The 25,693-nt window shown below is 54.0% G+C and carries 22 protein-coding genes; 21 read left to right on the top strand and 1 reads right to left on the bottom strand.

What is annotated here, in order from left to right:
• Window positions 1-2: 2 nt before the first annotated feature.
• The 13 genes from M3223_RS02875 to M3223_RS02815 all read left to right on the top strand — a co-directional run bounded on the left by M3223_RS02875 (window position 3) and on the right by M3223_RS02815 (window position 14,117).
• A complete protein-coding gene (locus M3223_RS02875) occupies window positions 3-1,226 on the top strand; it encodes a hypothetical protein (RefSeq protein WP_251558736.1) in 1,224 nt (407 codons plus the stop codon).
• Between the two features lie 225 nt (window positions 1,227-1,451).
• Window positions 1,452-2,234 carry an RNA polymerase sporulation sigma factor SigG gene (gene sigG / locus M3223_RS02870; RefSeq protein WP_251558734.1) on the top strand — a complete coding sequence of 261 codons (783 nt, stop codon included), beginning with the start codon at window positions 1,452-1,454 and terminating at the stop codon, window positions 2,232-2,234.
• Window positions 2,235-2,398: 164 nt separating this feature from the next.
• Window positions 2,399-2,695, top strand: a complete 297-nt coding sequence (locus tag M3223_RS02865; protein WP_251559802.1) for a YlmC/YmxH family sporulation protein — start codon at window positions 2,399-2,401, stop codon at window positions 2,693-2,695.
• Between the two features lie 75 nt (window positions 2,696-2,770).
• Window positions 2,771-3,634 (top strand): peptidoglycan editing factor PgeF, encoded by an 864-nt coding sequence (gene pgeF / locus M3223_RS02860; RefSeq protein WP_251558732.1) that lies wholly within the window; start codon window positions 2,771-2,773, stop codon window positions 3,632-3,634.
• 5 nt (window positions 3,635-3,639) lie between these two features.
• Window positions 3,640-4,362, top strand: a complete 723-nt coding sequence (locus tag M3223_RS02855; RefSeq protein WP_251559800.1) for a YggS family pyridoxal phosphate-dependent enzyme — start codon at window positions 3,640-3,642, stop codon at window positions 4,360-4,362.
• The gene (locus M3223_RS02850; RefSeq protein WP_251558730.1) at window positions 4,359-4,805 is read left to right on the top strand and encodes a cell division protein SepF; all 447 of its coding nucleotides are present in this window, start codon (window positions 4,359-4,361) and stop codon (window positions 4,803-4,805) included. The genes M3223_RS02855 and M3223_RS02850 overlap by 4 nt, the downstream gene beginning before the upstream one ends.
• Window positions 4,806-4,818: 13 nt before the next feature.
• Complete coding sequence (locus tag M3223_RS02845) at window positions 4,819-5,091, top strand: YggT family protein (protein ID WP_251558728.1); 273 nt, start codon at window positions 4,819-4,821, stop codon at window positions 5,089-5,091.
• Between the two features lie 4 nt (window positions 5,092-5,095).
• Window positions 5,096-5,875, top strand: a complete 780-nt coding sequence (locus tag M3223_RS02840; RefSeq protein ID WP_251558726.1) for an RNA-binding protein — start codon at window positions 5,096-5,098, stop codon at window positions 5,873-5,875.
• A gap of 207 nt (window positions 5,876-6,082) precedes the next feature.
• Window positions 6,083-6,580, top strand: a complete 498-nt coding sequence (locus tag M3223_RS02835; RefSeq protein ID WP_251558724.1) for a DivIVA domain-containing protein — start codon at window positions 6,083-6,085, stop codon at window positions 6,578-6,580.
• A 75-nt stretch (window positions 6,581-6,655) separates the two neighbouring features.
• Window positions 6,656-9,391 (top strand): FG-GAP-like repeat-containing protein, encoded by a 2,736-nt coding sequence (locus M3223_RS02830; RefSeq protein WP_251558722.1) that lies wholly within the window; start codon window positions 6,656-6,658, stop codon window positions 9,389-9,391.
• Window positions 9,392-9,814: 423 nt separating this feature from the next.
• Window positions 9,815-12,916, top strand: coding sequence for an isoleucine--tRNA ligase (ileS, locus tag M3223_RS02825; RefSeq protein WP_251558719.1), 3,102 nt, complete (start codon window positions 9,815-9,817; stop codon window positions 12,914-12,916).
• 241 nt (window positions 12,917-13,157) lie between these two features.
• Entirely contained in the window at window positions 13,158-13,628 is a 471-nt protein-coding gene (locus M3223_RS02820) for a hypothetical protein (RefSeq protein WP_251558718.1), read from the top strand.
• 159 nt (window positions 13,629-13,787) lie between these two features.
• Window positions 13,788-14,117, top strand: a complete 330-nt coding sequence (locus M3223_RS02815; RefSeq protein WP_251558716.1) for a DUF5665 domain-containing protein — start codon at window positions 13,788-13,790, stop codon at window positions 14,115-14,117.
• 14 nt (window positions 14,118-14,131) lie between these two features.
• Here the strand turns inward: M3223_RS02815 and M3223_RS02810 are convergent, their stop codons facing one another.
• The gene (locus tag M3223_RS02810) at window positions 14,132-14,833 is read right to left on the bottom strand and encodes a TraR/DksA C4-type zinc finger protein (protein WP_251558714.1); all 702 of its coding nucleotides are present in this window, start codon (window positions 14,831-14,833) and stop codon (window positions 14,132-14,134) included.
• Between the two features lie 301 nt (window positions 14,834-15,134).
• Between M3223_RS02810 and lspA the strand changes: the two genes are divergently transcribed.
• The 8 genes from lspA to carB all read left to right on the top strand — a co-directional run bounded on the left by lspA (window position 15,135) and on the right by carB (window position 25,663).
• Window positions 15,135-15,653: a signal peptidase II gene (gene lspA / locus M3223_RS02805; protein ID WP_251559798.1), complete on the top strand. Its 519-nt coding sequence runs from the start codon at window positions 15,135-15,137 to the stop codon at window positions 15,651-15,653.
• A 3-nt stretch (window positions 15,654-15,656) separates the two neighbouring features.
• A complete protein-coding gene (locus tag M3223_RS02800) occupies window positions 15,657-16,631 on the top strand; it encodes an RluA family pseudouridine synthase (protein WP_251558712.1) in 975 nt (324 codons plus the stop codon).
• A gap of 171 nt (window positions 16,632-16,802) precedes the next feature.
• Window positions 16,803-18,038, top strand: coding sequence for an LL-diaminopimelate aminotransferase (locus M3223_RS02795; RefSeq protein ID WP_251558711.1), 1,236 nt, complete (start codon window positions 16,803-16,805; stop codon window positions 18,036-18,038).
• A 452-nt stretch (window positions 18,039-18,490) separates the two neighbouring features.
• Window positions 18,491-19,051 (top strand): bifunctional pyr operon transcriptional regulator/uracil phosphoribosyltransferase PyrR, encoded by a 561-nt coding sequence (pyrR, locus tag M3223_RS02790; RefSeq protein WP_251558709.1) that lies wholly within the window; start codon window positions 18,491-18,493, stop codon window positions 19,049-19,051.
• A gap of 5 nt (window positions 19,052-19,056) precedes the next feature.
• Entirely contained in the window at window positions 19,057-19,962 is a 906-nt protein-coding gene (locus M3223_RS02785; protein WP_251558707.1) for an aspartate carbamoyltransferase catalytic subunit, read from the top strand.
• 48 nt (window positions 19,963-20,010) lie between these two features.
• The gene (locus M3223_RS02780; protein WP_251558705.1) at window positions 20,011-21,300 is read left to right on the top strand and encodes a dihydroorotase; all 1,290 of its coding nucleotides are present in this window, start codon (window positions 20,011-20,013) and stop codon (window positions 21,298-21,300) included.
• 18 nt (window positions 21,301-21,318) lie between these two features.
• On the top strand, window positions 21,319-22,464 hold the full coding sequence (locus M3223_RS02775; protein ID WP_251558703.1) for a carbamoyl phosphate synthase small subunit: 1,146 nt from the start codon (window positions 21,319-21,321) through the stop codon (window positions 22,462-22,464).
• Window positions 22,451-25,663 (top strand): carbamoyl-phosphate synthase large subunit, encoded by a 3,213-nt coding sequence (carB, locus tag M3223_RS02770; protein ID WP_251558701.1) that lies wholly within the window; start codon window positions 22,451-22,453, stop codon window positions 25,661-25,663. The genes M3223_RS02775 and carB overlap by 14 nt, the downstream gene beginning before the upstream one ends.
• The last annotated feature ends 30 nt before the right edge of the window (window positions 25,664-25,693 follow it).

The raw sequence follows: 25,693 nt of genomic DNA, 5'->3' as shown, positions 1-25,693 counted from the left end.
CTATGAAAAGATATGCGTTCAGCATTGGGCTTGTGACATGCACAGCAGTTATAATGGCCGCTTTTGTCATCGCTGCTTTTGCAGACCGCGTTCCGCCATACGAGTTGGTTACCAAAAAGGGCAGTGCCGAAGTATTAAAGGGGTTTGCTCTTGAAGCAGGAATCGTCCGTATATCAAATGATGGTCAGGCTGAGTGGCAGGACAAGGGAGCTTTATTCAATCAATACTCGGACTTAGTTGCGAATAACGATCATTACTTAGAACGTAACGAGCTCATTGTTCAGCATCGTTCATTTATACGAGGACATCTATACAGTGATTCCTTCTATAAAGACAATAAGAACGTTATCTCTGCGAGCGTAAATTCCAAACCGTTTGTTATTCAAATTAGGATTTTGGAACAGACGAATGGAAACGTGCGAGAGATCGAAATACCGTATGAAACTGAAGATTCTACAGTTACCGGTCCCAATGGCCCGGGAGTTAGAGTGGAGGATGTACAAAGTGCAGCTGGCAACCTTCATTTTTTAGTATCGGAGATTCATACGCCGTATTCGGGCAACAAAGGCAGGAAGGCAATCTATTATGATTATATTGTCGACTACAACAGCGGTAAGCTTATCGAAAGAATAGAAGTTTACCGCAGTCCCGAACAAGTGGAGCCCTACACAGAAACGTCTGTTTCTCTCATTAGCGAAGAAAGCGAATTTAAAGCGTCCTCTCTAGTCATGTTCCATATTAAAACCATTTACCGTCAAGACCAGAAGGACTCGGAAGAAGGACTGGCGCAAACAGAGAACAGTGTTGCGAAGCTTAAGGAACGGCGCATAATGGGATATGATTACGCAACCGGATCGACCTGGGAGCTTCCTCGTCAGGGGATAGAGCTCATCGGCACCGGGCTTGAACCCAAGCTGCATGGCGGCAAGCTGTATGCTTACTATGCGGAGAACCCTCAAGCTGCCGTTTATTTTATCGACCCATTATCAGGAAAACAAACCGCTAACCGTTTAGTGCTTGAGCCAACTGAATACCGGGGATCGAGGAATATTATGCTGGCGGATGGACTTATTTACGTAAGCTGGCGAGATCGGCGCGTTCCTAAGGTAGCGGTGTACGATGCAGCGACGCAAGCAATTTTGTATCGCGGGGAAATAGAAGGGACGGATTCTAGAGCAGATTTAGACCGTCTATGGAAATTGATCTTCACCAACAACGGCAAATAAATCTCATTCCCGCCGCAGGCCGAGCCTGCGGCATTTTTTTCTTTTGCAACGGATTGCCGCATATTTTTTTACAGCCGAAATTATGCAGTGAATCCCTTACAGGAGCTTGGTTGAAGGCGCTTCCGGGGATGGAAATAGGACCTGATCTTCACTTCCTGAGGAGGAATAAAAATGAAGCCCGAGGAGATAATGCTTATTAATGTTTCTCCTTGGGAGGTAGTCACGTTGACCCGAAATAAAGTCGAGATCTGTGGAGTGGATACCGCCAAACTCCCTGTACTTACCAATGTTGAAATGCGGGAGCTGTTCACCGCTCTCCAAACGAAAAACGAGTGGTCCGCCAGAGAGAAACTGGTCAATGGCAACCTGAGGCTGGTCCTGAGCGTCATCCAGCGGTTTAACAACCGCGGGGAGTTCGTGGACGATCTGTTCCAGGTTGGCTGCATTGGACTTATGAAGGCCATAGATAATTTTGATCTTAGCCAGAACGTCAAGTTTTCCACGTACGCGGTGCCGATGATCATCGGCGAAATCCGCCGTTATTTACGCGACAACAACCCGATCCGCGTTTCGCGCTCGCTGCGCGACATCGCCTACAAAGCGCTGCAGGTGAGGGATGCGTTGACGAACCAGAATTCGCGCGAGCCGACGATATTTGAAATTTCCGAAGCACTCGGCGTGCCAAAAGAGGATGTCGTATTTGCACTGGATGCCATTCAAGACCCGGTTTCTCTGTTTGAGCCGATTTATCATGACGGCGGCGATCCGATTTATGTCATGGACCAGATCAGCGACGACCGCAACAAGGATGTCGGCTGGATTGAGGAGATTGCACTGCGCGAGGCGATGCATAAGCTGAATCAACGCGAAAAAATGATTTTGTCGATGCGTTTCTTCGAGGGCAAGACACAAATGGAGGTCGCCGACGAAATTGGCATTAGCCAAGCGCAGGTGTCCCGTCTGGAGAAATCGGCCATTCAGCAGCTGCAAAAACATGTGAAAACCTGAGCAATCTCAGCCGTATACTATCGCATTAGCACTTAAAAGGCGCCGTCCGGCGCCTTTTTTCCTGTCCGCTGGGCTGATTCGACTTCTTGGCTCATATAATGAATCAAGCAGCCTGCATCGGTTTTTCATCAGACTTCTAAGGACGGGAAGTGCGGCTTATGATTATGAAAATATCCGACTTTCAGACGAAGGACGTCATTAATATCGTAGACGGCAAAAAGCTGGGTCAGATCAGCGATATGGAAATCGATCTGCGGCAGGGTAGAATCGATTCTATCGTTGTGCCGCATTTTACGAAGTTTTTTGGCATGTTCGGAAATGGGACCGAGCTTGTTATCCCGTGGCGGAATATCGTCAAAATCGGTGCGGACGTTGTGCTCGTAAGAATGGAGAACGCCAGCCCTAAAGCGTATCTGGAGGATGACGATATTCAGGTTAAACCGCTCCAGCGCCGGGATTAACCGGTCGAGGCGAAGGCAGTCGGCTTTCCAGCATTTATCGGCTCATGGTACACTGAAAGGCGAGGTGAGGACCGGATGGAACCGTTTGTTCATAGACGGAGTCGGGACGAAGCGAACGAGGCTTCGCTTTTTTTGTTGAATCCGTGGGTAAAAGAGGATGAGACGCTGACGGCAGGTTTTACCGGACGTGCCGGCGGCGTCAGCGCCGCTCCATGGTCATCGCTTAACATGGGGCTTCATGTAGGAGACGATAATGCGGCCGTGGTGGAAAACCGCCGCCGGCTTGCCAAGGCGCTTGACTGGGGCTTCGAAGCGCTCACCTGCGGCGAGCAGGTGCACGGCTGCGCGGTGCAGGCAATCGGAGCGGCCGATGCGGGGCGCGGCAGGGACAGCCGGACAACGGCGGTGCCGGATACGGATGCGCTCATGACGGATGAGCCCGGTGTTTTGCTCGTATCGTTTTATGCCGATTGCGTGCCCCTATATTTCTGGGACCCGCTCCGCCGGGCTGTTGCGCTTGCACATGCCGGCTGGAAAGGCACGGTGCTGGAAATTGCCCGTTTGACCGTCGAAGCGATGGGGGAGCGTTACGGCTGCAAGCCGGAGCATATCCGCGCGGCTATCGGTCCTTCCATCGGCGACTGCTGCTACGAGGTTGACGACAATGTTCTCTCGCGGGTCAGGCCGCTGCTGCAAGAGATTCAGACAGCCGGCGTTGCAGCCGAAGCGGAGGTAATCCGCCCGTCTGAACCGGGACATGGATTCATTAACTTGAAAGAGCTGAACCGACAGATTATGATAAAAGCAGGAATTTTGCCGACGCATATCGAATTATCGGAGTGGTGCACCGGCTGCCGCCGGGATCTGTTCTTCTCCCACCGGATGGAGGGGGGAGCAACGGGACGGATGGCCAGCTGGATCGGCATGGAGGGCAGGTGACGCTGATGACGCTCGCAGAGCGCAAGGCGGAGGTAGACAGAAGAATCGAAGAAGCATGCCGCCGGGCGGGGCGCGATCCGTCCGAGGTCAGCGTAATTGCCGTCACGAAGTATGTTTCGCTTGAGCGGGCGAGAGAAGCTTTGGCTGCAGGCTGCTTGAACTTAGGCGAAAACCGCTGGCAGGATGCCCGGGACAAGTGGGAAGCTTTGGAGCGGGAATCTTCTGAAGCGGACGAGCGGGAGAAGCCGGTCTGGCATTTTATCGGCTCCCTGCAGAGCAACAAGGCCAAAGACGTCGTAGGCAAGTTTACATACATCCATTCCTTGGACAGGCTGTCTCTCGCGGAAGCAATTGACCGCAAGGCGGCCAGCCTCGGCATTACGGTGCCTTGTTTCATTCAGGTCAACGTATCGGGAGAACAGTCCAAGCATGGTCTGAGCCCGGAAGGGCTGCAGGAGCTGGCGGAAGGGCTGCGGCAGTATCCGGCTATTCGTCCGGTCGGCTTGATGACGATGGCGCCGCATGAGGGAGATCCGGAGCTCACTCGTCCGGTGTTCCGCAGGCTGCGGGAGCTGCGTGACGAAGCGAATCGGCAGGGCTGGTTCCCGGAACCGCTGACCGAGCTGTCGATGGGAATGTCTAATGATTTTGAAGTGGCCGTTGAAGAAGGCGCCACCCGGGTTCGGCTCGGAACTATCTTGGTGGGCAAAGAGGAGGAGCTGATGTGAAGGTGATGAACCGATTCATGAATTTCCTTGGCTTGCAGGATGAGGAAGAGATTATCGAGCGCGAGGCGGTGCAGCAGCAAGAGGAGCAGCAGGAAGTTGAAACCTCGCCTGCGGATATGCGTAAACACTCCAAAGGCAGTAACATCGTCAGCATTCATTCCCAAAAAAATATGCGTGTCGTGCTGAGCGAGCCGCGTTCTTATGACGAGGCGCAGGATATCGCGGATCATTTGCGCAACCGCCGCTCCGTTATCGTGAATTTGCAGCGGGTTCGCACCGATCTTGCTGTCCGCATCGTAGATTTTTTGAGCGGCACGGTATATGCGCTGAATGGCCATATCTCCAAGCTGGGTCCAAATATTTTCTTATGTACGCCGGATTCGGTCGATGTTCAGGGCACCATAACGGAAATGCTCGCAGACGAAGAATATAGAAAAAGATGAGGTGACATAACCGTTGTTCGACTACGAAGGCCTGATATACAACATCGAGACGATCTACAGATTTTTGATCATCGGTTATATTTTGCTATCCTGGCTCCCCAATGCTCGTGACAGCTTTATTGGAGAGTTCATTGGCAAGCTGGTTGAGCCTTATCTCAGTATTTTCCGCCGTTTTATTCCGCCGATCGGCGGAATGCTGGATTTAAGCCCGATCGTAGCTCTGCTCGCGCTCCGTTTTGTCGCTTACGGCATAGTCGGCGTCATTGACTTTTTGGTAGGAGCTTAACCTAATGTCGGGATTTTATGATCACTTCCTTCCGGAGGAACGGTCGTTTGTGGACCGTGTGCTGGAATGGGTCGAGAGGTCCGCTGGGCTCCATGAGCTTAAGCGGACCGATTTTTTAGATCCACGCCAGCAGGGCATTTTGCAGTCGCTCGCGAACCGGGAACCAGCTATTACGTTGCGGCTGGACGGAGGCTACGATGGAGCGGAGCGCAAACGGGCGCTCATTGCTCCAGAGTACCGGTACTTAGAAGCGGAAGAGATCGGAATCGTTGTGCTGAACATCGAGGCGCCTTCAGGCGGGCATCTGGAGCTGGATCACGGCGATTACTTGGGTGCGATTCTCGGGCTTGGCATCAAGCGCGACCGGATTGGCGACATTCATGTCGGAGAGGCGGGAGCCCAGCTGCTTGCGGCGGAGGAAATTGCGGAATTCCTCAATGTCCATCTTCGTCAGGTGCATCGGGTTAACGTGCTGACTGAGATTCAGCCGCTTGCCGAGCTTCGCCCTGTGCAGTCGAGCATGGAAGAGATGTCATTCACTGTCGCTTCGCTGCGGCTTGACGGTATCGCCAGCGATGTGTACCGCATTAGCCGAGCCAAAATTGTCGATCCGATCCGCGCCGGGCGCTGCCGCGTCAATTGGAAGGCGGAAGAGGACCCCTCAAAGCCGCTTCGCGAGGGAGACGTCATATCGATCAAGGGGCTGGGAAGATTTAAGCTGCTTGAGGTGGATGGCGTGACCAAAAAAGGCCGGATTCGCGTCAAAGCGGGTAAATATGTGTAATCATGGATGGCCGGGTCACGGGCCATCCTTATTTTTACAGGTTTCATGCACTGAACGAATCCCCCTTTGCTGCCGATAAAGAGGGAGACGTCTTTTTTATTCGCGGCGTGTGAATTTTGCAGGAAATTGCCTGTACCTGTCGAAATGAATAAGCCACACCATGGACGGCCCAGACATCAGGAATCCATTCAAGCAGGAGGTGCCCCAATGCCGCTGACGCCATTGGACATACATAATAAGGAGTTCGGGAGAAGACTTCGCGGTTACGACGAGGACGAAGTTAACGAATTCCTGGACCAGGTGATTAAGGATTACGAGTCGTTGATTCGTGAGAACAAGGATCTGCAAAATCAGATTCTTAATCTGCAGGAGAAGCTGAATCATTTTTCCAATATCGAAGAGACGCTCAGCAAAACGATCATCGTCGCTCAGGAAGCTGCCGACGAGGTGAAGCACAACGCCAAAAAAGAGGCGCAGCTCATCATCAAGGAAGCGGAGAAAAATGCCGAACGGATCGTGAACGACTCCTTGATGAAATCCCGCAAAGTATCTTTGGAGGTGGAGGAGCTCAAGAAGCAGGCTTCCATTTACCGCACCCGCTTCCGCACGCTTGTAGAGGCGCAGCTTGAGCTATTGTCCCAGGACGGATGGGACAAGCTGGAGAATGCGGCGAGCAGCTTGACGCTTGAACAATCCAGCCGCTAAAGTTTGGTCCCCCGACACCGGGGGATTTTTGTTTTTTTATAGTATTATCCATATTTCGTTAGGGAAGGGATTATCATGAAATTATTATTCAAAAAATGGCTGTTGGCCGGCACAAGCGCGGCGCTTCTCGTGGCTCCAGCAGGCGTTTATGCCGCGCAGCCAAAGTTTCAAAACGTTGCTGTTTATCAGGAAGCTGAGCTCGTAAGCAAACTTGAAACGGCAGATGTACAGCAGGATGGAGTTACGGATCTTTTGCTGCTCCATGCTGCAACAAATAAACTGAGCGTCTTGAACGGTAAAGGAGACGGGACATTTGTAAAGGGGATGGAGTATTCGTTTCCTGGAATTCCGAGAGCGGCTGTTTCCGCAGACTTTGACCGGGACGGCAACGCTGACATTGCTGTAGTTTTGCAGAATGCGGAGCTGCATATCCTGCACGGCGACGGTACCGGTGCATTTACGGCCAGTGAGGTATATACGCTCGAATCCTCTGGACCGGGGGGACCGGATACTTACGACGTTGTTGCTGAAGACCTCAATGGAGACGGCCTAACGGACCTTGTCTCGGCAACAATATCAACCAATAACGTGTATGTACTTTTGGGAAATGCTTCTGGAACCTTTGACATTCAGGCGCCCGTTGCTGCCGGAAGCAGCAACAGAGGTATTGCCGCCGAAGATTTTAATGGAGACGGGAACCTGGATTTGGCGCTTGCGGACAACGCTTCGGCCAGCGTGACGGTTTTGTACGGAGATGGAAACGGAGGAAGCTTTCAGAAAACAGCTTTTGCGGTAAGTAATAGTCCGGTCAGCCCCGAAACAGCCGACTTTAATAAAGACGGCATACCGGATCTTGCGGTCGCCAGCAACGGGAACAGCGGCGTGGACATCCTGCTCGGCCATTCGGACGGCACCTTTGCGCCTGCTGTATTTTATCCGGGAGGGATCTCTTCGCTTGATGTCGCTGTTGGAGACTTTGACGGTGACGGCAATATGGATCTCGCCTCGCAATCCCAATCCGAAAACGCATTTTACCTGCTATCGGGCAAAGGTGACGGCACGTTTGACGCGGCGGTCCGCTACGATGGGGTGAACGGCAATTCGCTGGGTGCCGCAGACTTTAACCGTGATGGAAAAGCGGATCTGGCACTTAGTAAGTACAATTTCATAAACGTGCTGCTCAGCAAGGCTGACGGCGTACTGGAGCTCGCGTCCCCTGAGGAAACAGTGGACGAAGCAGCAGGGACGGTAGCATTGACGGTATACAGAACGGGCGGCACGTACGGGCAGACGGCTGTTCGATTGCAGTCCTACGACGGCTCGGCGGTTGCCGGATTGGATTATGGAACTGTGGATCGGCAGATATTATTTCAGGAAGGTGAAACGAGCCAAACGGTTCACATCCCAATTACGGATAATGCCCGATATGAAGGCGACAAAACCTTTATCGTCCGGATTAGCGGACCGACTAATGGCGCATCACTTGGAGCAATTGTGGAGTCAGAGGTAACCATCGTGGAAAACGATCCCATACCGGATACGGAAAATCCTTCATGGCCCGGCGGATCTATGCTGTCTGTAAGCGAAGCTACTCATGAGGCGTTTCAATTAAGCTGGCCCGAAGCTAATGATAACAGGGGAATCAGCGAATACCGGATTTTCAAGGACGGCGGTCTGGCGGCTACAGTAGCGGGCGATGTACACCGCTATCGATTGGACGGCCTTGCTCCTGATACGAAGTATAAGCTTGCTGTCGTTGCTGTTGATGCAGCAAATGGGACTAGTCCTGAGCTGAAAGCTGAAGGGCTGACAAATCCGCTGCCTCAGCCGGAGACGACTCCGACTCCGTTGCCAGAGGGAACGCCTCCTCCACAGCAAGGAGGATCAGCATACCAGCCTCCTCTATCGGGTGAGAACCGCCTGAAGCAGCTCCAGCTGATCGATGGAGACTCGGCCATTGAGCTGCTGCCTGCATTCAACACTGAAACGCTGCGTTATGAGTCTGATGTGGAAGGGGAAGAGGTTGTTCTCAAGCTTGAGCCCCAGAGCAAGGAAGCTTTTATAACGATAAACGGTCAAAAGACTGAGTTCGAGCCTAAGCTTCCACTCCTGCCGGGCTTTAACACGGTGCGGATTCAAGTAACCGCTGAAAACGGAGTCGCTAGAACGTACGAGCTGAATCTCATGCGCAAGACGGAAGCGAAGGAGAACGGGACGTCAAGCTTGAAGGACATTCGGGGACATTGGGCAGAGACGGATCTTCTTGCAGCAGAAAAGCTTGGGATTATCCAAGGAAATGAACAAGGGCGGTTCCAGCCTGAAAAGCCTGTTACACGCGCGGAGTGGGCCGTTATGCTGAACCGGTTGTCCGAGCTCCATAAGCGCACCGAGACAAGGGGCGGAAACGTCACGGCCTCAGCCAAGGCATATAAAGACGAGTCCTCGATACCGGATTGGGCTGCTGACGCCGTCGGCCGAAGCAGGGAAGCGGGATTGCTGGAAGGATATGAAGACGGAACATTCCGGCCTGGGTCCGCAATGACCCGGGCGGAGCTGGCTGCTGCTGTGGTTAGGCTCATGCAATGGCCGGCTGGAAACGGGGAGTCTCTTGCCTACAGCGACGCGTCTTCTATACCGTCTTGGGCCAAACCTTATATCGCTGCGCTCTCCGAACGCGGATTGATGATGGGCTGGAACGGCCGTTTCGAACCCGTATCCAAGACCACTCGAGCCGAAGCGGCTGTTGTTCTGCTAAGGTTTCACGAGATCATGAACGAAGCCGCCGAAGAGGCAAACACGGAGGATGGTTGACACCTTTTGCCGGATTAGGGTATAACCAAGTATAGAAATGGTATCGATTGACCAACAATGGGAACAGCAACTTCATTGACGAGAACAAGCAAGCTGAGGGAAAGATCCCCAGAGAGCCGGCCATTGTGCTGCAAGCCGGCGTTCGGAACCCAGCCATGCATCCTCTCCGAGAAGCGCCGCCGAAATGGCCTTATTCCTTCGGGAAGCAGCCATAATAAGCCGCGCCGGATGTCCTCCGTTACAGGGAACGCGGATCCGATTTTGCAGATCCGCTGCCGAGGAACGCCTCCTTTCGTATGCTGCAGCATCCATGGATGACTGTGCAACGAGCTGATTCGCGTTCGATTAGGGTGGTATCGCGAGTTTACGCTCGCCCCTTTCCATAGGGGCGGGCTTTTTATTTTGCCAAGGGAGTTGTTGAGGATGCAAAGAGTCGATGTGAAAGAGAAGGCGCGCAGCCGCGAGATGCGTGTTCTGGATAAGTGGAGAGAGGACAATACGTTCAAGGCTTCCATTGACAACCGTGCAGGTAAGCCGAATTTTGTTTTTTACGAGGGTCCGCCTACCGCAAACGGAGCGCCGCATATCGGGCATGTTTTGGGCCGCGTCATTAAGGACTTTATCGGCCGTTACAAAACAATGTCAGGTTACCGCGTCGTGCGCAAAGCCGGCTGGGATACGCATGGCCTGCCGGTCGAGCTTGGCGTCGAAAAACAGCTAGGCATTTCCGGCAAACAGGAAATCGAGAATTACGGCGTGGAAGCCTTCATAAAAAAATGTAAGGACAGCGTGTTTGAGTATGAGCGCCAATGGCGTGAGCTGACGGAAGCGATCGGCTACTGGACCGACATGAATGATCCTTACATCACGCTCAAAAACAGCTATATCGAGAGCGTATGGCATATTCTGTCCACGATCCATTCCAAAGGTTTGCTGTACCGCGGCCACCGCGTCAGCCCTTACTGCCCTTGCTGCCAAACAACGCTCAGCTCCCATGAGGTTGCTCAAGGCTACGAGGACGTGAAGGATCTGAGCGCAACAGCCAAGTTTCCGCTTGAAAACGGCGAAGGCAATCTGCTGGCTTGGACGACGACTCCTTGGACGCTCCCGGCAAACACAGCAATTGCAGTCAATCCGGGGCTGACTTACGCCAAGGTGAAACGGGACGGCGAGGTGTATTTTGTTGCCGAAGCGCTTGTCGAGAGCGTATTTAAAGGCGAGGAGAAGCCGGAAATCATCGGCACCGTGCTTGGCGCGGAGCTTGTTGGCCTGGCCTATAAAGCGCCGTTTAATTATGTGCCGGTCGAGCGGGGCCATGTCGTTATCGGCGCGGACTTCGTCAGCGACACGAGCGGTACGGGAATGGTTCACATCGCTCCGGCGCACGGCGACGACGACTACAAAACCGCCCGCAAAAACGGCATCAGCCTGCTGGCCGTCGTTAACAACCAAGGGCGTTACGTGGATGAAGTAACGGATTTGGCGGGACGTTTCGTCAAGGACGGCGAAGTGGACGTTGAAATTGTGAAAATGCTGAGCGAAAAAGGGCTGCTTTTCTCCAAAGAGAAATACGAGCACAGCTACCCGTTCTGCTGGCGCTGCAAATCGCCGCTCATCTATTACGCGACCGAAAGCTGGTTCATCGAAACGACGGCAGTTAAGGATCAGCTAATTGCGAACAACAACGGCGTTGACTGGTATCCGGGCCACATCCGCGAAGGCCGCTTCGGAAAATTCCTTGAGGATCTTGTTGATTGGAACATCAGCCGCAACCGCTACTGGGGAACTCCGCTCAACGTATGGGTGTGCGAGGCGACCGGCAAGGAATATGCTCCATCGAGCCTGGCCGATCTGCGCGAGCGCTCTGTAACGGAGCTTCCAGAGGACTTCGAGCTGCACAAGCCGTATGTGGATGAAGTGAAGCTGCGCAGCCCGTTTGCGGAAGGCGCGGAGATGACGCGTACGCCGGAGGTTATTGACGTCTGGTTTGACAGCGGCTCGATGCCTTTTGCCCAGCAGCATTATCCTTTTGAAAATGAAGGCCGTTTTGCGGAGCAGTATCCGGCCGACATTATCTGTGAGGGCATTGACCAGACGCGCGGCTGGTTCTTCAGCCTGCTGGCGGTTTCAACGCTGTTTAACGGCAAAGCTCCTTACAAAGCGGTCATCTCTACCGGTCACGTCCTGGATGAGAGCGGCCAGAAGATGAGTAAATCCAAGGGTAATGTTATCGACCCGTGGGAAATCATCAACGAATACGGCACCGACGCCTTCCGTTGGGCGTTGCTGGCTGACAGCGCTCCTTGGAACAGCAAAAAGTTCTCGCGCGGCATCGTTGGTGAAGCAAAATCCAAAGTGATTGACACCATTGTCAACACCCATGCTTTCTTTGCGCTGTATGCAACGATTGACGGCTTCGATCCTGCGGCTCATGAAGGCCGTGTCTCTTCCGTCAAGCTGGACCGCTGGATCGTATCCCGCCTGAATTCGCTTGTGCGCACGGTTGTCGGCGGCCTGGAGAGCTGGGATTTCCTTAACTCCGCTAAAGCGATCGAGGCGTTCGTCGATGAGCTCAGCAATTGGTACATCCGCCGCTCCCGCGACCGCTTCTGGGGAAGCGGCCTGACGGACGACAAGCTGGACGCTTACTGCACGCTGCGCGACGTGCTGCTGACGCTTTCCCGCCTCATTGCGCCATATGCGCCGCTGCTCGCAGAGGACGTGTACGGCAACCTGGGCGGGGCAGGCAGCGTGCATCTCGCCGATTATCCTGTTGCCGACGAATCCGCAATTGATGCCGAGCTGGAGCGCGATATGGAGACGGCTCGCACGATTGTTGAGCTTGCACGCAACGTGCGCAACGAAACGGGCATCAAGACACGCCAGCCCCTGTCCGAGCTGATCGTATCGCTCAGCGGAGAATTTAAGCTGGACGACTACGAAGAGATCATCAAGGATGAGATCAACGTAAAGGCAATCGTAGTTGAGCATTCCGACAGCGGATTTGTCGACTTTGCACTGAAGCTCAATCTTAAGGTTGCAGGCAAAAAATTCGGCAAAAACGTCGGACCTGTGCAAGCTTATCTGAAAGGTCTCGATGCGGAAGGCGCGCGTACAATCGTAACGGCCGGCAGCTTTGTATTCACGACGCCGGACGGAGAAGACCTGCCGGTTGCGCTCGATGAGCTGCTCGTCGAGAAACAAGCTAAAGCCGGATTTGCTTCCGCATCCGGCGGCGGTCTTACCGTAGCGTTGAATACGGATATTACGCCGGAGCTGGAGCAGGAGGGCTGGGTTCGCGAAGTAATTCGCGCCGTGCAGGATACGCGCAAAAAGCTCGATCTGCCGATTGAGAAGCGCGTTGATCTTGTGCTGGACACGGACAGCGGCCTTACCGAAGCGCTTAAGACGCATGATGCGCTGCTGCAGGAGAGCGTTTTGCTGAGCAGCGTCAGCTTCGGCAGCGAGCCTGGCATGGAGCGCGTGGCTCTGGGAGAGCGTGAATTCGGGCTGCTGATCCGCTGAGAATAGCGGGGAAAATGCTGCTGCACAGCTCTTGCTTCGCCTTCTTTTAGCAGCTAGACATAAGGCGTCCTCAGCTCCTCTGTTTGTAGAGGGGACGAGGGCGTCTTTTTATTGCCGGAAGACTAAACGAAAAACATTAACAGATCTCGGTTCGGTTATGGAGGTAACAAAGAATGTAATGCCCGTACCATTCACAGATTCTCTCATATGCTGTTAATAGAAAGGCATAGGGAGGATTCATATGAAACCAGAATTGGTTTTAATTTTGTTTATATTGCTGATCATTGTGGCGCGTCTGTTTTACAAGCCGGTCAAAAAGAATAGTCATGCGGGCAGTAATTACTCGAGGCTAAATTCAGTTGGTTTCAACATATATAACGAGACTAGAAATTTTACATTGGCGGCAACATCATTGACTGGAGATTTCGAGTCGCCCTTTCCCCGTGAAGAACAACATATCATTTCTCCTGGAGGAGAAACCGGCTTCCAAGTTGAGACGTCTACTTGTCCTAATTTGTATAGCTGTGTCGGCAAAGCAATTGCTACTTTCAGTATTTTAAATTCTCAAAATGTTTCTGAAGGAACCGTTATTATCACCATGGAATACACGGAAACGATCTGGTATTCGGTTGACGCAAAAATGACAGCGGACGTAAGCGGACCAGTTGCAGCCGTTACGAGTAAAAGATACGTGGAAATTCGAAACCTATAACAGCTATTCCTCCTGTTATTAGCAAGAATTATCCAGAACTTTGCGGACATACTAGCCATTAGGCTGGAGCAGATAGCAAAAAAGCCTCGTCGGCCATCCGCTAAATGAAGCGGAGGCCGGGGGGCTTTTTTGACGGGGAACGTGAATGGAGGTGCAGGGATGGGCGAAGACAGACGAAGAGAGGCTGTCAGCGAACGTGAGCAAATGAGCCTGCTCCAGGATCGGCTGGAGAAGATCGCTGCCGATTTGGAGAAGTCGCAAATGGCGGAGTATGTGGAGCTGCTGAACCGTCCGTTCAAGCTAATTTGGCGTAATCTGATGGTCGGCGTTGCCAGAGGCATCGGCTCAGTAATCGGATTTGCTTTTTTTGCGACAGCAATTTTATATGTTTTACAATCGCTTGGACAGCTAAACTTGCCGATAATCGGCGATTACATTGCTGATCTCGTCCGAATCGTGCAGATTCAGCTGGATGGCAAGCAGTATTAGAGTCGGCGTCCCGTCTACTCTTCGCCGAGCTCCTCGCCGTCCCCGCGCTCCATATAGCTCTTATATTCGCGGTTGCGCACCACGCTTACATGCCGGCCGGTAATATCGGTAGCCAGGAAGCTTTCGATATCCTCAACATATCCGTCGTTTTCATCCGCTTCGATGCCAAGCCGGCCGTAATTGTCGCCGGGATGCTCCTGGAACGCCGGAGAATCCGAATTTCCCCAGCTCTCCACAACTTGCCAAGCATCCTCGCCGTCAAAGCCGGGATCATCCTTGCCGTCACGGTCGGAATCTCCAAACGGCGGCAGAAGCACCGCTTCCTCCGCCGGACGGCGATGGGACGTATGCTGGCGGGGAGAATGATCCACGCAGTAAAGCGTATCAGGCAGTGCTTCGAGCCGCTGTTCGGGAATTTCCTGACCGCAAGCCAGGCATAAGCCGTAGCTTCCATGTTCAATGGCTTGTAGTGCAGCGTCGACCCGATCTCGATGGAGATCCATCTGCTCCTGGAGCGCCAAGTCTTTTCCTCGCTCAAACATTTCGGTGGCAACATCGGCAGGGTGGTTGTCAATGGTGCTAAGCTCGCCTGTTTCGTCGCGAAGTGAAAATTGAAGGCCGTCATGCTCGGACTGCAGCTTAAGCAGGGCTAATTCCTCCCGTTCATGCAGCAGGCGCTGTTTCATCCGTCCGACAAAAGATTGGGAAAGAGGCATCGTGTCGCACTCACCTTTCAGCAGCCGCTGCTGCGGCTGGAGATTTCTATTTTGCTGAAAGTAGTGTTCACGAATTACGCTTCCTTTACAGATGGACTTCTATGGAAGAAATGGCGGAGAATACGGTTGGAGCGTTCAATCGGAAAAATGCGGCTAGACGAAGCAGTTATTCCAGCAAAATGCTGAATTTAAAGCTGGAACCCCATGTCTGATTCAGCCGTAAACACGTTGCGGAGCAAGCTGGCTGAGCCCGGAACGGTTATGCTACAATGAGACGGACGAGGAGGGAAAGGGCTTGAGAATCAAGGGGTATTCCTATTGGGTGGCCTTTGCAGCCATCTTAATCGACCAGTTGGCCAAGCTGGTTATTATTAACAAGCTGGAGCTGTTTGAGCAAATTAAAGTAATCGGTAATTTTTTCGTTATTACATCAATCCGCAATACAGGCGCGGCTTTCAGCATGCTGGAGGGTAAACAGACGTTTTTCCTGATCATTACGCCTTTGGTGGCTGCCGGTATTATCTGGTACATCCATCAGCAGCGCAAATCCGGCAACGTAAGGCTTTTAACAGGGCTTGGACTTGTGCTGGGAGGAGCGCTGGGCAATTTTATCGACCGGATGATGTACGGTCATGTGGTTGATTTCCTTTCCTTCAATTTTGGCTCGTATTCCTTCGCTATTTTTAATTTGGCGGATACGGCGATTACAATTGGCGTTGCGCTTATTATTTTGGACACGCTGATTGAAGACCGCCGGGCCAAAGCAGCGGCGCGCGAAGAGCAGAGCGGCTCCAAAGAAATACTTCATACAGAGGACTGAATTATGACTATTCACGATAAAAAGGTTGACCATGCAATAGAAACGGAACAATCCGAGAACGACAATACGTTGGAATGGGCGATTGACAGCGTAGAAGCTGGCCAGCGTCTTGACAAATTTATTACAGATAAACTGGCTGATCCGTCGATTTCTCGCACTCAAGTGCAGGAATGGATCGTTTCGGGAGCGGCAACAGTAAGCGGAAGGACCGTCAAGGCCAACTACAAGTTGTCCGCAGGAGACAAGCTGACTGTCGCGGTTCCGGAGCCGGAAGCGGCCGAAATTGTGCCGGAGCCAATCCCGCTGGATATCGTTTATGAGGACAGCGACGTAATCGTGATCAATAAACCGCGCGGTATGGTCGTTCATCCTGCGCCGGGCCATTCCAGCGGCACCGTTGTGAATGCTCTGATGCATCATTGCAAGGATTTGTCGGGCATTAACGGCGTGCTGCGTCCGGGTATTGTGCACCGGATTGATAAGGACACCTCCGGCCTGTTAATGGCGGCCAAAAATGACCTGGCGCATCTTTCGCTGGCGGAGCAGCTTAAAGAGCACAGCGTAACGCGCAAGTACATCGCGCTTGTGCATGATAATCTCCATCACGATATCGGCACGATTGATGCTCCGATCGGACGGGACGATAAGGACCGTAAAATGTTCACTGTCACGACCAAGGGCAGCAAACATGCTGTAACGCATTTTCAAGTCATCGAGCGAATCGGCGATTACACGCTGGTGGAGCTGCAGCTTGAGACAGGACGCACGCATCAGATTCGCGTTCATCTCAAATACATCGGCCATCCGCTGGCCGGAGATCCGGTATACGGGCGCAACAAAACAGTGGCGCTGAACGGGCAGGCGCTGCATGCCGCCTTGTTAGGCTTTACGCATCCCCGTACAGGAGAGCGGCTTGAGTTCGAGGCTCCTATTCCAGAGGATATGCAGCATGTGCTAACCAGTCTGCGCAACCGGTAGAGTCTGGATTGTATGGAAGGGTCGCTTGAAAGGGCAAGCTGCATCTGAATGCAAATTTTTCGCGCAATGCTCTATTAGCATGCGGGCTTGCCTGCGCTATGCTTGATGTAACATGACCCGGGCGTGTTTCGCGCCCGGGTTTATCTTCGACATAGAAAGGTGAATCGACCCATGACTTCCATTAATTCCAATTACCTTAATCTTCAGGGAAGCTACCTGTTCTCCGAAATTGCTAAACGCCGCACCAAGTTTATCCAAGACAATCCGCAAGCCGAGATCATCAGCCTTGGCATTGGCGACGTAACGCGCGGCCTGCCGGATGCAGTAACAAAAGCGATGCATGCTGCTGTTGACGAGCTGGCAGTGCCGGGCACTTTCCGCGGTTACGGCCCGGAGCAAGGTTATGACTTCCTGGTGAATGCAATCATCGAAAACGACTACAGGGCCCGTGGCGTCGATATTCAATCGAATGAAGTGTTTGTCAGCGACGGCTCCAAATGCGACGTTGGCAATATTCAGGAGATTTTCAGCCAGGATGCAATCGTTGCCGTTCAAGATCCGGTTTACCCGGTTTATGTTGACACCAACGTTATGGCCGGCAGATCCGGGCTGTTCAACAGCGAAATCGGACGTTACGAAAATATCGTTTATCTTGACTGCACGGCGGAGAACAACTTCAAGCCGTCCCTGCCTGACCGCAAGGTAGACCTGATTTACCTTTGTTACCCGAACAACCCGACCGGCATGACGCTGACGAAGGACGAGCTTAAAGTGTGGGTCGATTATGCGCGTGACAATAACTGCCTGATCCTGTTCGACTCCGCTTATGAAGCGTTTATTACGGAAGAGGATGTTCCTCACAGCATTTATGAAGTTGAAGGCGCGCGCGAAGTTGCCATTGAATTCCGCAGCTTTTCCAAAACGGCCGGCTTCACCGGCATCCGCTGCGCGTATACGGTCGTGCCGCGCGAGCTGAAAGGGCTGGACAAGGACGGCAGCTCCGTCATCATTAATGATCTGTGGAACCGCCGCCACACGACGAAATTCAATGGCGTTTCCTACGTAACCCAGCGCGGTGCGGAAGCGATCTACTCTGCTGAAGGCAAAGCGCAAATTCGCAGCCTGGTGGACTACTACATGACTAACGCCGGCATTATCCGCGACGGTCTGCGCTCGCTTGGCCTCGAAGTTTTCGGCGGTGTGAATGCGCCTTACATTTGGCTCAAAACGCCGAACGGCCTTGATTCCTGGGCATTCTTCGACAAGCTGCTTTCTGAAGCGAACATTGTCGGCACGCCTGGCGTCGGCTTCGGCCGCAGCGGCCAAGGCTACTTCCGCCTGACGGCGTTTGGCAGCCTTGAAAATACCGAAAAAGCAGTTGAGCGCATCCGCAAGCTCAGCCTGTAACTTGATTGGACGGACCAGCCTTATTAAAGGCTGGTTTTTTTTCTTTACATCGAAATAAACATTCATTATAATGAATAAATATACAACATGACTTCTTGCGAGATAGGGTTGACTTCACTAACCTCACATGGGATAATCAGTACCGATAACGGCAGTACCTTTAACTCAGTCCAGAGAGGCTGGCAAGGTAGCGTGATGACAAGCCGTCGTCCGAAAACTTTTTTGACCAGCACGGAGTGCGGTCCAAGATTTTCTCCAAAGTCGCATTACTGCGCTCTGGAACACTCTTGGCGCATCCGTTTCCAGCTGGCCTGGTTTTCGCGCGGCTTGTACCTTCCCCTATCTCCTTGCTGAGCTACTCAGCAGGGAGATTTTTTTTGCCCAGCTGAGGGAGGATAAAGCCATACAACCCATGTGTCCGCTTTGCGGACGGAGAAGGAGCTAGTGACTCAATGCTTGCAGGAGAAAAACGCATCATCATGGACGATACGGCGATCCGCCGAGGATTAACTCGAATTGCCCATGAAATCGTCGAAAAGAATAAAGGAATCGACGGCTGCGTGCTCATCGGAATCCGGACGCGCGGCGTGTACCTTGCCCGCCGGCTGGCGGAGCAGATCCGTGAGATTGAGGGAGCTCCGGTGCCTTGCGGCGAGCTGGACATTACCGGCTACCGCGATGACCGCCGGGGCGAAGGAGTCAGCGCGAGCGTTACGCTGGCGGACGCCTCCGGTCAGCAGCAGTCCATCCACGACAAACGCATTATTTTGATCGACGATGTGCTGTATACCGGAAGAACGATTCGCGCGGCAATGGACGCTCTGATGGATCAGGGCAGGCCGCAATCGATTCAGCTGGCTGTGCTGCTTGACCGAGGCCATCGCGAGCTGCCGATCCGTCCCGACTATGTGGGTAAAAATGTGCCGACCTCCAAGCAGGAGAACATCCGCGTTTCTCTTCAGGAAGTGGATGGGGAAGACAACGTGACCATCACAGAGCAACAGGGAGGATGAATCACATGTCAACCATTCAGCAGCTGCAGCGCAAAAGCCTGCTCGGATTAAAAGAGCTGGACCGCGAGGAGATCGAGGCCATCCTGTCCCGCGCTGCTTACTGGGAAGCGCAAACGGAAAAGGTTCAGCCGGTGCTTCCGGGCAAGTTTGTCGCCAATATGTTTTTTGAAAACAGCACGCGTACGCGCTTCAGCTTTGAAGTGGCCGAGAAGCGTCTGGGCGCCGAGGTGCTTAACTTTAGCGCAGCGGTTTCCAGCGTACAAAAGGGCGAATCCATTTACGATACAGTCAAAACGCTGGAATCGATGGGCATTGACGCCGGCATTATCCGGCTTAAGCCCTCCGGCGTGCTGCAGGAGCTGGCGGAGCGCATCCGCGTCCCGCTCATTAATGCGGGTGACGGCAACAATGAACATCCAACCCAGGCGCTGCTCGACATGTACACGATGCGCCAGCAATTTGGTAGCCTGAGCGGCTTGAACGTAGCCATCGTCGGCGACATCAAGCACAGCCGCGTGGCCCGGTCCAATCTGTGGGGGCTTAAAGCGATGGGAGCCAAGGTTCACTTCTGCGCCCCGGATAATATGCGCGCAGATGAGCTGGACGCGCCTTACATCGGCATCGACGAGGCGCTTAAGGCAGATGTAATCATGATGCTCCGCGTTCAGCTAGAGCGCCATGAGAGCGGTATGATACGCTCGGCCGAAGATTACCGCACTCAGTACGGCTTGACGGTTGAACGTGCGGCCAAGCTCGCTCCGCATGCGATTATTATGCATCCGGCCCCGGTAAACCGGGACGTCGAGATTGACGGAGACCTGGTGGAGCATCCGCAGTCGCGGATTTTCCCGCAAATGCAAAACGGCGTGCCTGTGCGCATGGCTGTCATCGAACGGGCGCTTAGAGGATAAATTCAGTTTTTATAGGTTCAGGGATCGGAAAGGGGACGGGCAAAAGCAATGTCAGCTGTAAAATGGATTGTCAACGGACGGGTCTGGAATGAGGAGAGCGGCGAGCTGGAAACCCGGCATATTCGCATCGAAAACGGTGTTATCGCCGAAATGATCGGAGGCGACGCACCGGCAGCAGGAGAAGAGACGCTCGACGCTGGCGGCAAGCTTGTGTCGGCCGGATTCATCGATATGCACGTGCATCTGCGGGACCCGGGCTTTGAGCATAAGGAAGACATTGTTACCGGCACTGCTTCTGCAGCGGCGGGCGGATTTACGACGATAGCCTGCATGCCGAACACGCGCCCTTCCATCGACACGCCGGAGACGGTGAAGTATGTGCTGGACAAAGCGCGCGAGCAGGGCAACGGAGTGAAGGTTCTCCCTTACGCCGCCATCTCCAAAAACCAGCTCGGACGGGAGCTGACTGATTTTGCTGCTTTGAAGGAAGCTGGAGCGATCGGCTTCACGGACGACGGTGTCGGCGTGCAGCGCGCTCAGATGATGAAAGATGCGATGGCGCTCGCGAAATCGCTTGAAATGCCGATCATTGCGCACTGCGAGGACGACAGCCTGGTGGAAGGGTTGTATGTCTCCGAAGGCAAGTTTGCCCGCGACAACGGCATTAAGGGCATTCCGAACGAGTCCGAAGCCATCCATGTTGGACGCGACGCGCTGCTGGCGGAAGCGACTGGCGTTCACTATCATGTATGCCACGTCAGCACGGAGCAATCGGTTCGGCTGATCCGCTTGGCGAAGTCCATCGGGGTAAAGATCACCGCAGAAGTATGTCCCCACCATCTGGTGCTGAGCGACGAGGATATCCCGGGTATGGATTCCAACTGGAAAATGAACCCGCCGCTGCGCACGCCGCGCGACGTGCAGGCGGTCATTGAAGGCATCGAGGATGGCACGATTGATATGATCGTAACCGACCACGCGCCGCATAGCGCGGAGGAAAAAGCCCGCGGCATGCAGCTTGCGCCGTTTGGCATCGTCGGCTTCGAAACGGCCTTCCCGCTCATGTACACAAAATTTGTCCGTACGGGCCAATGGTCGCTCGGTTTCCTGCTGAGCCGCATGACACAGAAGCCGGCAGAGGTGTTCGGCCTTGATTCCGGAAAGCTTGCGCTTGGCGCACCGGCTGACCTGACCCTGATCGAGCTTCACCAAGAGCGCGAGGTCGATCCTTCCCAATTCAAATCCCGAAGCAACAATACGCCTTTCGGCGGATGGAAGCTCTACGGCTGGCCTGAGGCCACACTCGTAGGCGGCCGCGTCGTCTGGTCCCACCAATAGACATAAGGAGTGATACGGATGCAAGCAAGATTGATCCTTGAAGACGGAACCGTATTTGCGGGCCAGTCATTCGGCGCGGAAACTTCCAAATCCGGCGAAGTTGTTTTTAATACAGGCATTACAGGATATCAAGAGGTTATCTCCGATCCATCTTATTGCGGACAAATCGTCACGATGACGTATCCGCTCGTAGGCAACTACGGCATTACCCGCGACGATTTTGAAACGGTCGCTCCGTTCATCCACGGCTTTGCGGTACGCCGTCACGAGCCGATTCCGAGCAACTGGCGCGCGCAGGTATCGCTCGACTGGCTGCTGAAGGAGCATGGCATCCCTGGCATCAGCGAGATTGACACCCGGATGCTGACGCGCAAGCTGCGTCATTTCGGTACGATGAGAGGCATCATTACAACGGGCAACGAGCGCGTGGAAGGAATTGTCGAGCAGCTGAAAGCAACCGCTCTGATGCGCGACCAAGTTGCCCGCACGTCGACGAAACAAGTATTTACGAGCCCTGGCTTCGGCGAGCGCATCGTGCTCATCGACTACGGCGCCAAATCCGGCATTCTGCGCGAGCTGACAAAGCGCGGCTGCGACGTTGTTGTCGTGCCTCATGACACTTCGGCCGATACGATCCGCCGCCTGAACCCGGACGGCATTCAGCTGTCCAACGGCCCTGGCGACCCGCAGGACGTGCCGCATGCTGTGGCGACGATTCGCGAGCTGCTCGGCGAGTATCCGATTTTCGGCATTTGCCTTGGCCATCAGCTGTTTGCTCTTGCTTGCGGAGCCGATACCGAAAAGCTTAAATTCGGCCACCGCGGCGGCAACCATCCGGTTAAAGAGCTTGCAACCGGACGCTGCTACATCACCAGCCAAAACCACGGTTACACCGTGCCAGAGTCCAGCATCGCCGGCACAAAGCTGCAGGTCACGCATATTAACAACAACGACAAAACCGTTGAAGGCCTTAAACATACCGAATTCCCGGCCTTTACCGTTCAATATCATCCAGAAGCTGCGCCGGGGCCGTTCGATTCCAGCTACCTGTTCGACGAATTCCTGGAGCTGATCCGCACCAATCGCCGCAATAATCCTTCCAAGCCGCGCCAAGCACAGCTGTCGGAAGCGTCCAAAGGAGAGCTGCAGTATGCCCAGAAATAATCTGCTCAAAAAAATTCTCGTAATCGGCTCCGGCCCAATCGTGATCGGTCAAGCCGCCGAGTTTGACTATGCCGGCACGCAAGCCTGCCAAGCGCTGAAAGAAGAAGGCTACGAGGTTGTGCTCATCAACAGCAATCCGGCTACCATCATGACGGATACAAACATGGCGGACAAAGTGTATATCGAGCCGATTACGCTTGACTTTGTCTCCCAAATTATTCGCCAAGAGCGTCCTGACGGCTTGCTGCCGACCCTGGGCGGCCAGACCGGCCTTAACATGGCTGTCGAGCTGGCGCGTGCAGGCGTGCTGGAGCGCGAGAACGTACAGCTGCTCGGTACGCAGCTGTCGGCGATTGAAAAAGCCGAAGACCGCGATCTGTTCCGTGATTTGATGCGCGAGCTGGAGCAGCCGGTACCGGAGAGCGTAATCGTAACGTCGGTGCAGGAAGCGGTTGATTTTGCAAATGAAATCGGCTATCCGATCATCGTTCGTCCGGCCTACACGCTCGGCGGCACAGGCGGCGGCATCTGCGCGACGGAAGAAGAGCTGCTCGAGACTGTTTCTTCCGGCATCCGTTACAGCCCGATCGGCCAATGTCTGATCGAGAAATCGATCGCTGGCATGAAGGAAGTCGAGTACGAAGTTATGCGCGATGCCAACGACAACTGTATTGTTGTTTGTAACATGGAAAACTTTGACCCGGTTGGCGTACATACCGGCGATTCCATCGTCGTTGCGCCGAGCCAGACGCTGTCGGACCGCGAGTATCAGATGCTCCGCTCCGCCTCGCTCAAAATCATCCGCGCTTTGAATATTGAGGGCGGCTGTAACGTGCAATTTGCGCTGGATCCGTTCAGCTTCCAATATTATGTGATCGAGGTTAACCCGCGTGTCAGCCGTTCCTCGGCGCTCGCTTCCAAAGCGACCGGTTACCCAATCGCCAAAATGGCCGCTAAAATCGCCATCGGCTACACGCTCGACGAGATCGTTAACCCGGTAACGGGCCAGACGTATGCTTGCTTTGAGCCTACGCTTGACTATATCGTGAGCAAAATCCCGCGCTGGCCGTTTGACAAGTTCACCGGCGCTAACCGCAAGCTCGGTACGCAAATGAAAGCTACGGGCGAGGTTATGGCGATTGGCCGCACCTTCGAAGAATCGATGCACAAGGCGATCCGCTCGCTTGAGATCGGTACGCACCGTTTCCATCTGAAGGAAGCGAACGAGCTGTCCGACGATACGCTCCGCACCCGCCTGAACAAGCCGGACGACGAGCGCATGTTCCTGATCGCTGAAGCGTTCCGCCGCGGCTGGGCACTGGCGGACATTCAGGATCTGACCAAGGTTGACTGGTGGTTCCTCGACAAAATCGAAAGCATCGTCGCTTTCGAGGACGAGCTGCGCCGCGCGCCGGGCCTGACGAGCGAGCTGCTGTACCAGGCGAAGCGCAAAGGCTTCTCTGACCGCTCCATCGCCGAGCTGCGCCGTGAGGGCGGACAGTCCACGCTGACGGACGAGCACAGTGTGCGCACCTATCGTCTGGAGCAAGGACTGCGTCCTGTTTACAAAATGGTTGACACCTGCGCGGCTGAATTTGAAGCCAGCACGCCATACTACTACTCGACTTACGAGGTTGAGAACGAGGTCATCGAGTCCGACAAGCAGAAGGTGCTCGTGCTCGGCTCCGGCCCGATCCGTATCGGCCAAGGTATCGAATTCGACTATTCCACCGTTCACGCGGTATGGGCGATTCAAAACGCCGGCTACGAGGCGGTTATTATCAACAACAACCCGGAGACGGTATCAACCGACTTCAGCACCTCGGACCGGCTGTATTTTGAGCCACTGTTCCTGGAGGATGTGCTGAACGTCATCGAGCAGGAGAAGCCAATCGGCGTTATCGTGCAGTTCGGCGGCCAAACGGCAATTAACCTGGCAGCCCCGCTTGCCAAAGCCGGCGTCCGCATTCTGGGCTCCAGCCTGGAAAGCATCGATATGGCTGAAGACCGCAAAAAGTTCGAAGCGCTGCTTCGCAGCCTGAACATCGCGCAGCCGGAAGGCAGCACGGTGACGAACCTGGAAGAAGCGCTTGTTACGGCTAACAAGCTCAGCTATCCGGTGCTGGTACGCCCGTCCTACGTCCTTGGCGGACGCGCGATGGAAATCGTCTACTCCGATGAAGAGCTGGTTGGCTACATGAAGGAAGCGGTCAAAATCAATCCGGAGCATCCGGTTCTGATCGACCGTTACATGCTTGGCAAGGAAGCAGAGGTCGACGCGATCTGCGACGGCGAGACCGTTGTTATCCCGGGCATCATGGAGCATGTTGAGCGCGCAGGCGTACACTCCGGCGATTCCATCGCCGTGTACCCGCCGCAATCGCTGTCCCAAGATATCAAAGATCAAATTATCGATATTACCATCAAGATTTCCAAAGCGCTCAACGTGGTCGGCCTGGTTAACATCCAGTTCGTTATCCACAACGATAAAGCTTATGTCATCGAGGTTAACCCGCGCTCCTCGCGTACGGTTCCGTTCCTCAGCAAAGTAACAAACCTGCCGATGGCAAACCTGGCAACCCGCGCCATCCTGGGAACGAAGCTGGCCGATCTGGGTCATGTCGACGGCCTGTGGCCGGAGGACAGCTTCGTTTCCGTCAAAGTTCCGGTATTCAGCTTTGCCAAGCTGCGCCGTGTTGACCCGACGCTGACGCCGGAAATGAAATCGACCGGCGAGGTTATGGGCCGCGATGAGCAATACGCAAAGGCGCTGTACAAAGGCTTGATTGGCGCTGGCATGAAGATTCCGCTTCAGGGCTCCATTATTGCTACCGTATCCGACAAGGATAAGGAAGAAGCAATTGAGCTGCTTAAAGGCTTCTACGCAATCGGCTACAAAATTATCGCTACCGGCGGCACGGCATCCGCGCTGGAAGCAGCGGGCATCAACGTGCAGCGCGTTAACAAGCTGAGCGAAGGCAGCCCGAACATTCTGGATCTGATCCGCAGCGGTCAAGCGCAATTCGTCTTCAATACGCTGACGAAGGGCAAAACGCCGGAGCGCGACGGTTTCCGCATTCGCCGCGAGGCTGTTGAGAACGGCGTTGTCTGCATGACGTCGCTTGATACGGTGCGCGCGCTGCTCAATATGCTGCAGACGATTAATTTCAGCTCGAACCCGATGCCGGTTCTGCAGTAATCTGCAACTACTAGTACGGCCAGCGCCGAG

The organism is Paenibacillus pasadenensis (genome assembly GCF_023715725.1).
Classification (GTDB): Bacteria; Bacillota; Bacilli; order Paenibacillales; family Paenibacillaceae; genus Paenibacillus_O; species Paenibacillus_O pasadenensis_A.
This window is presented reverse-complemented; position numbering and strand designations above follow the sequence as displayed.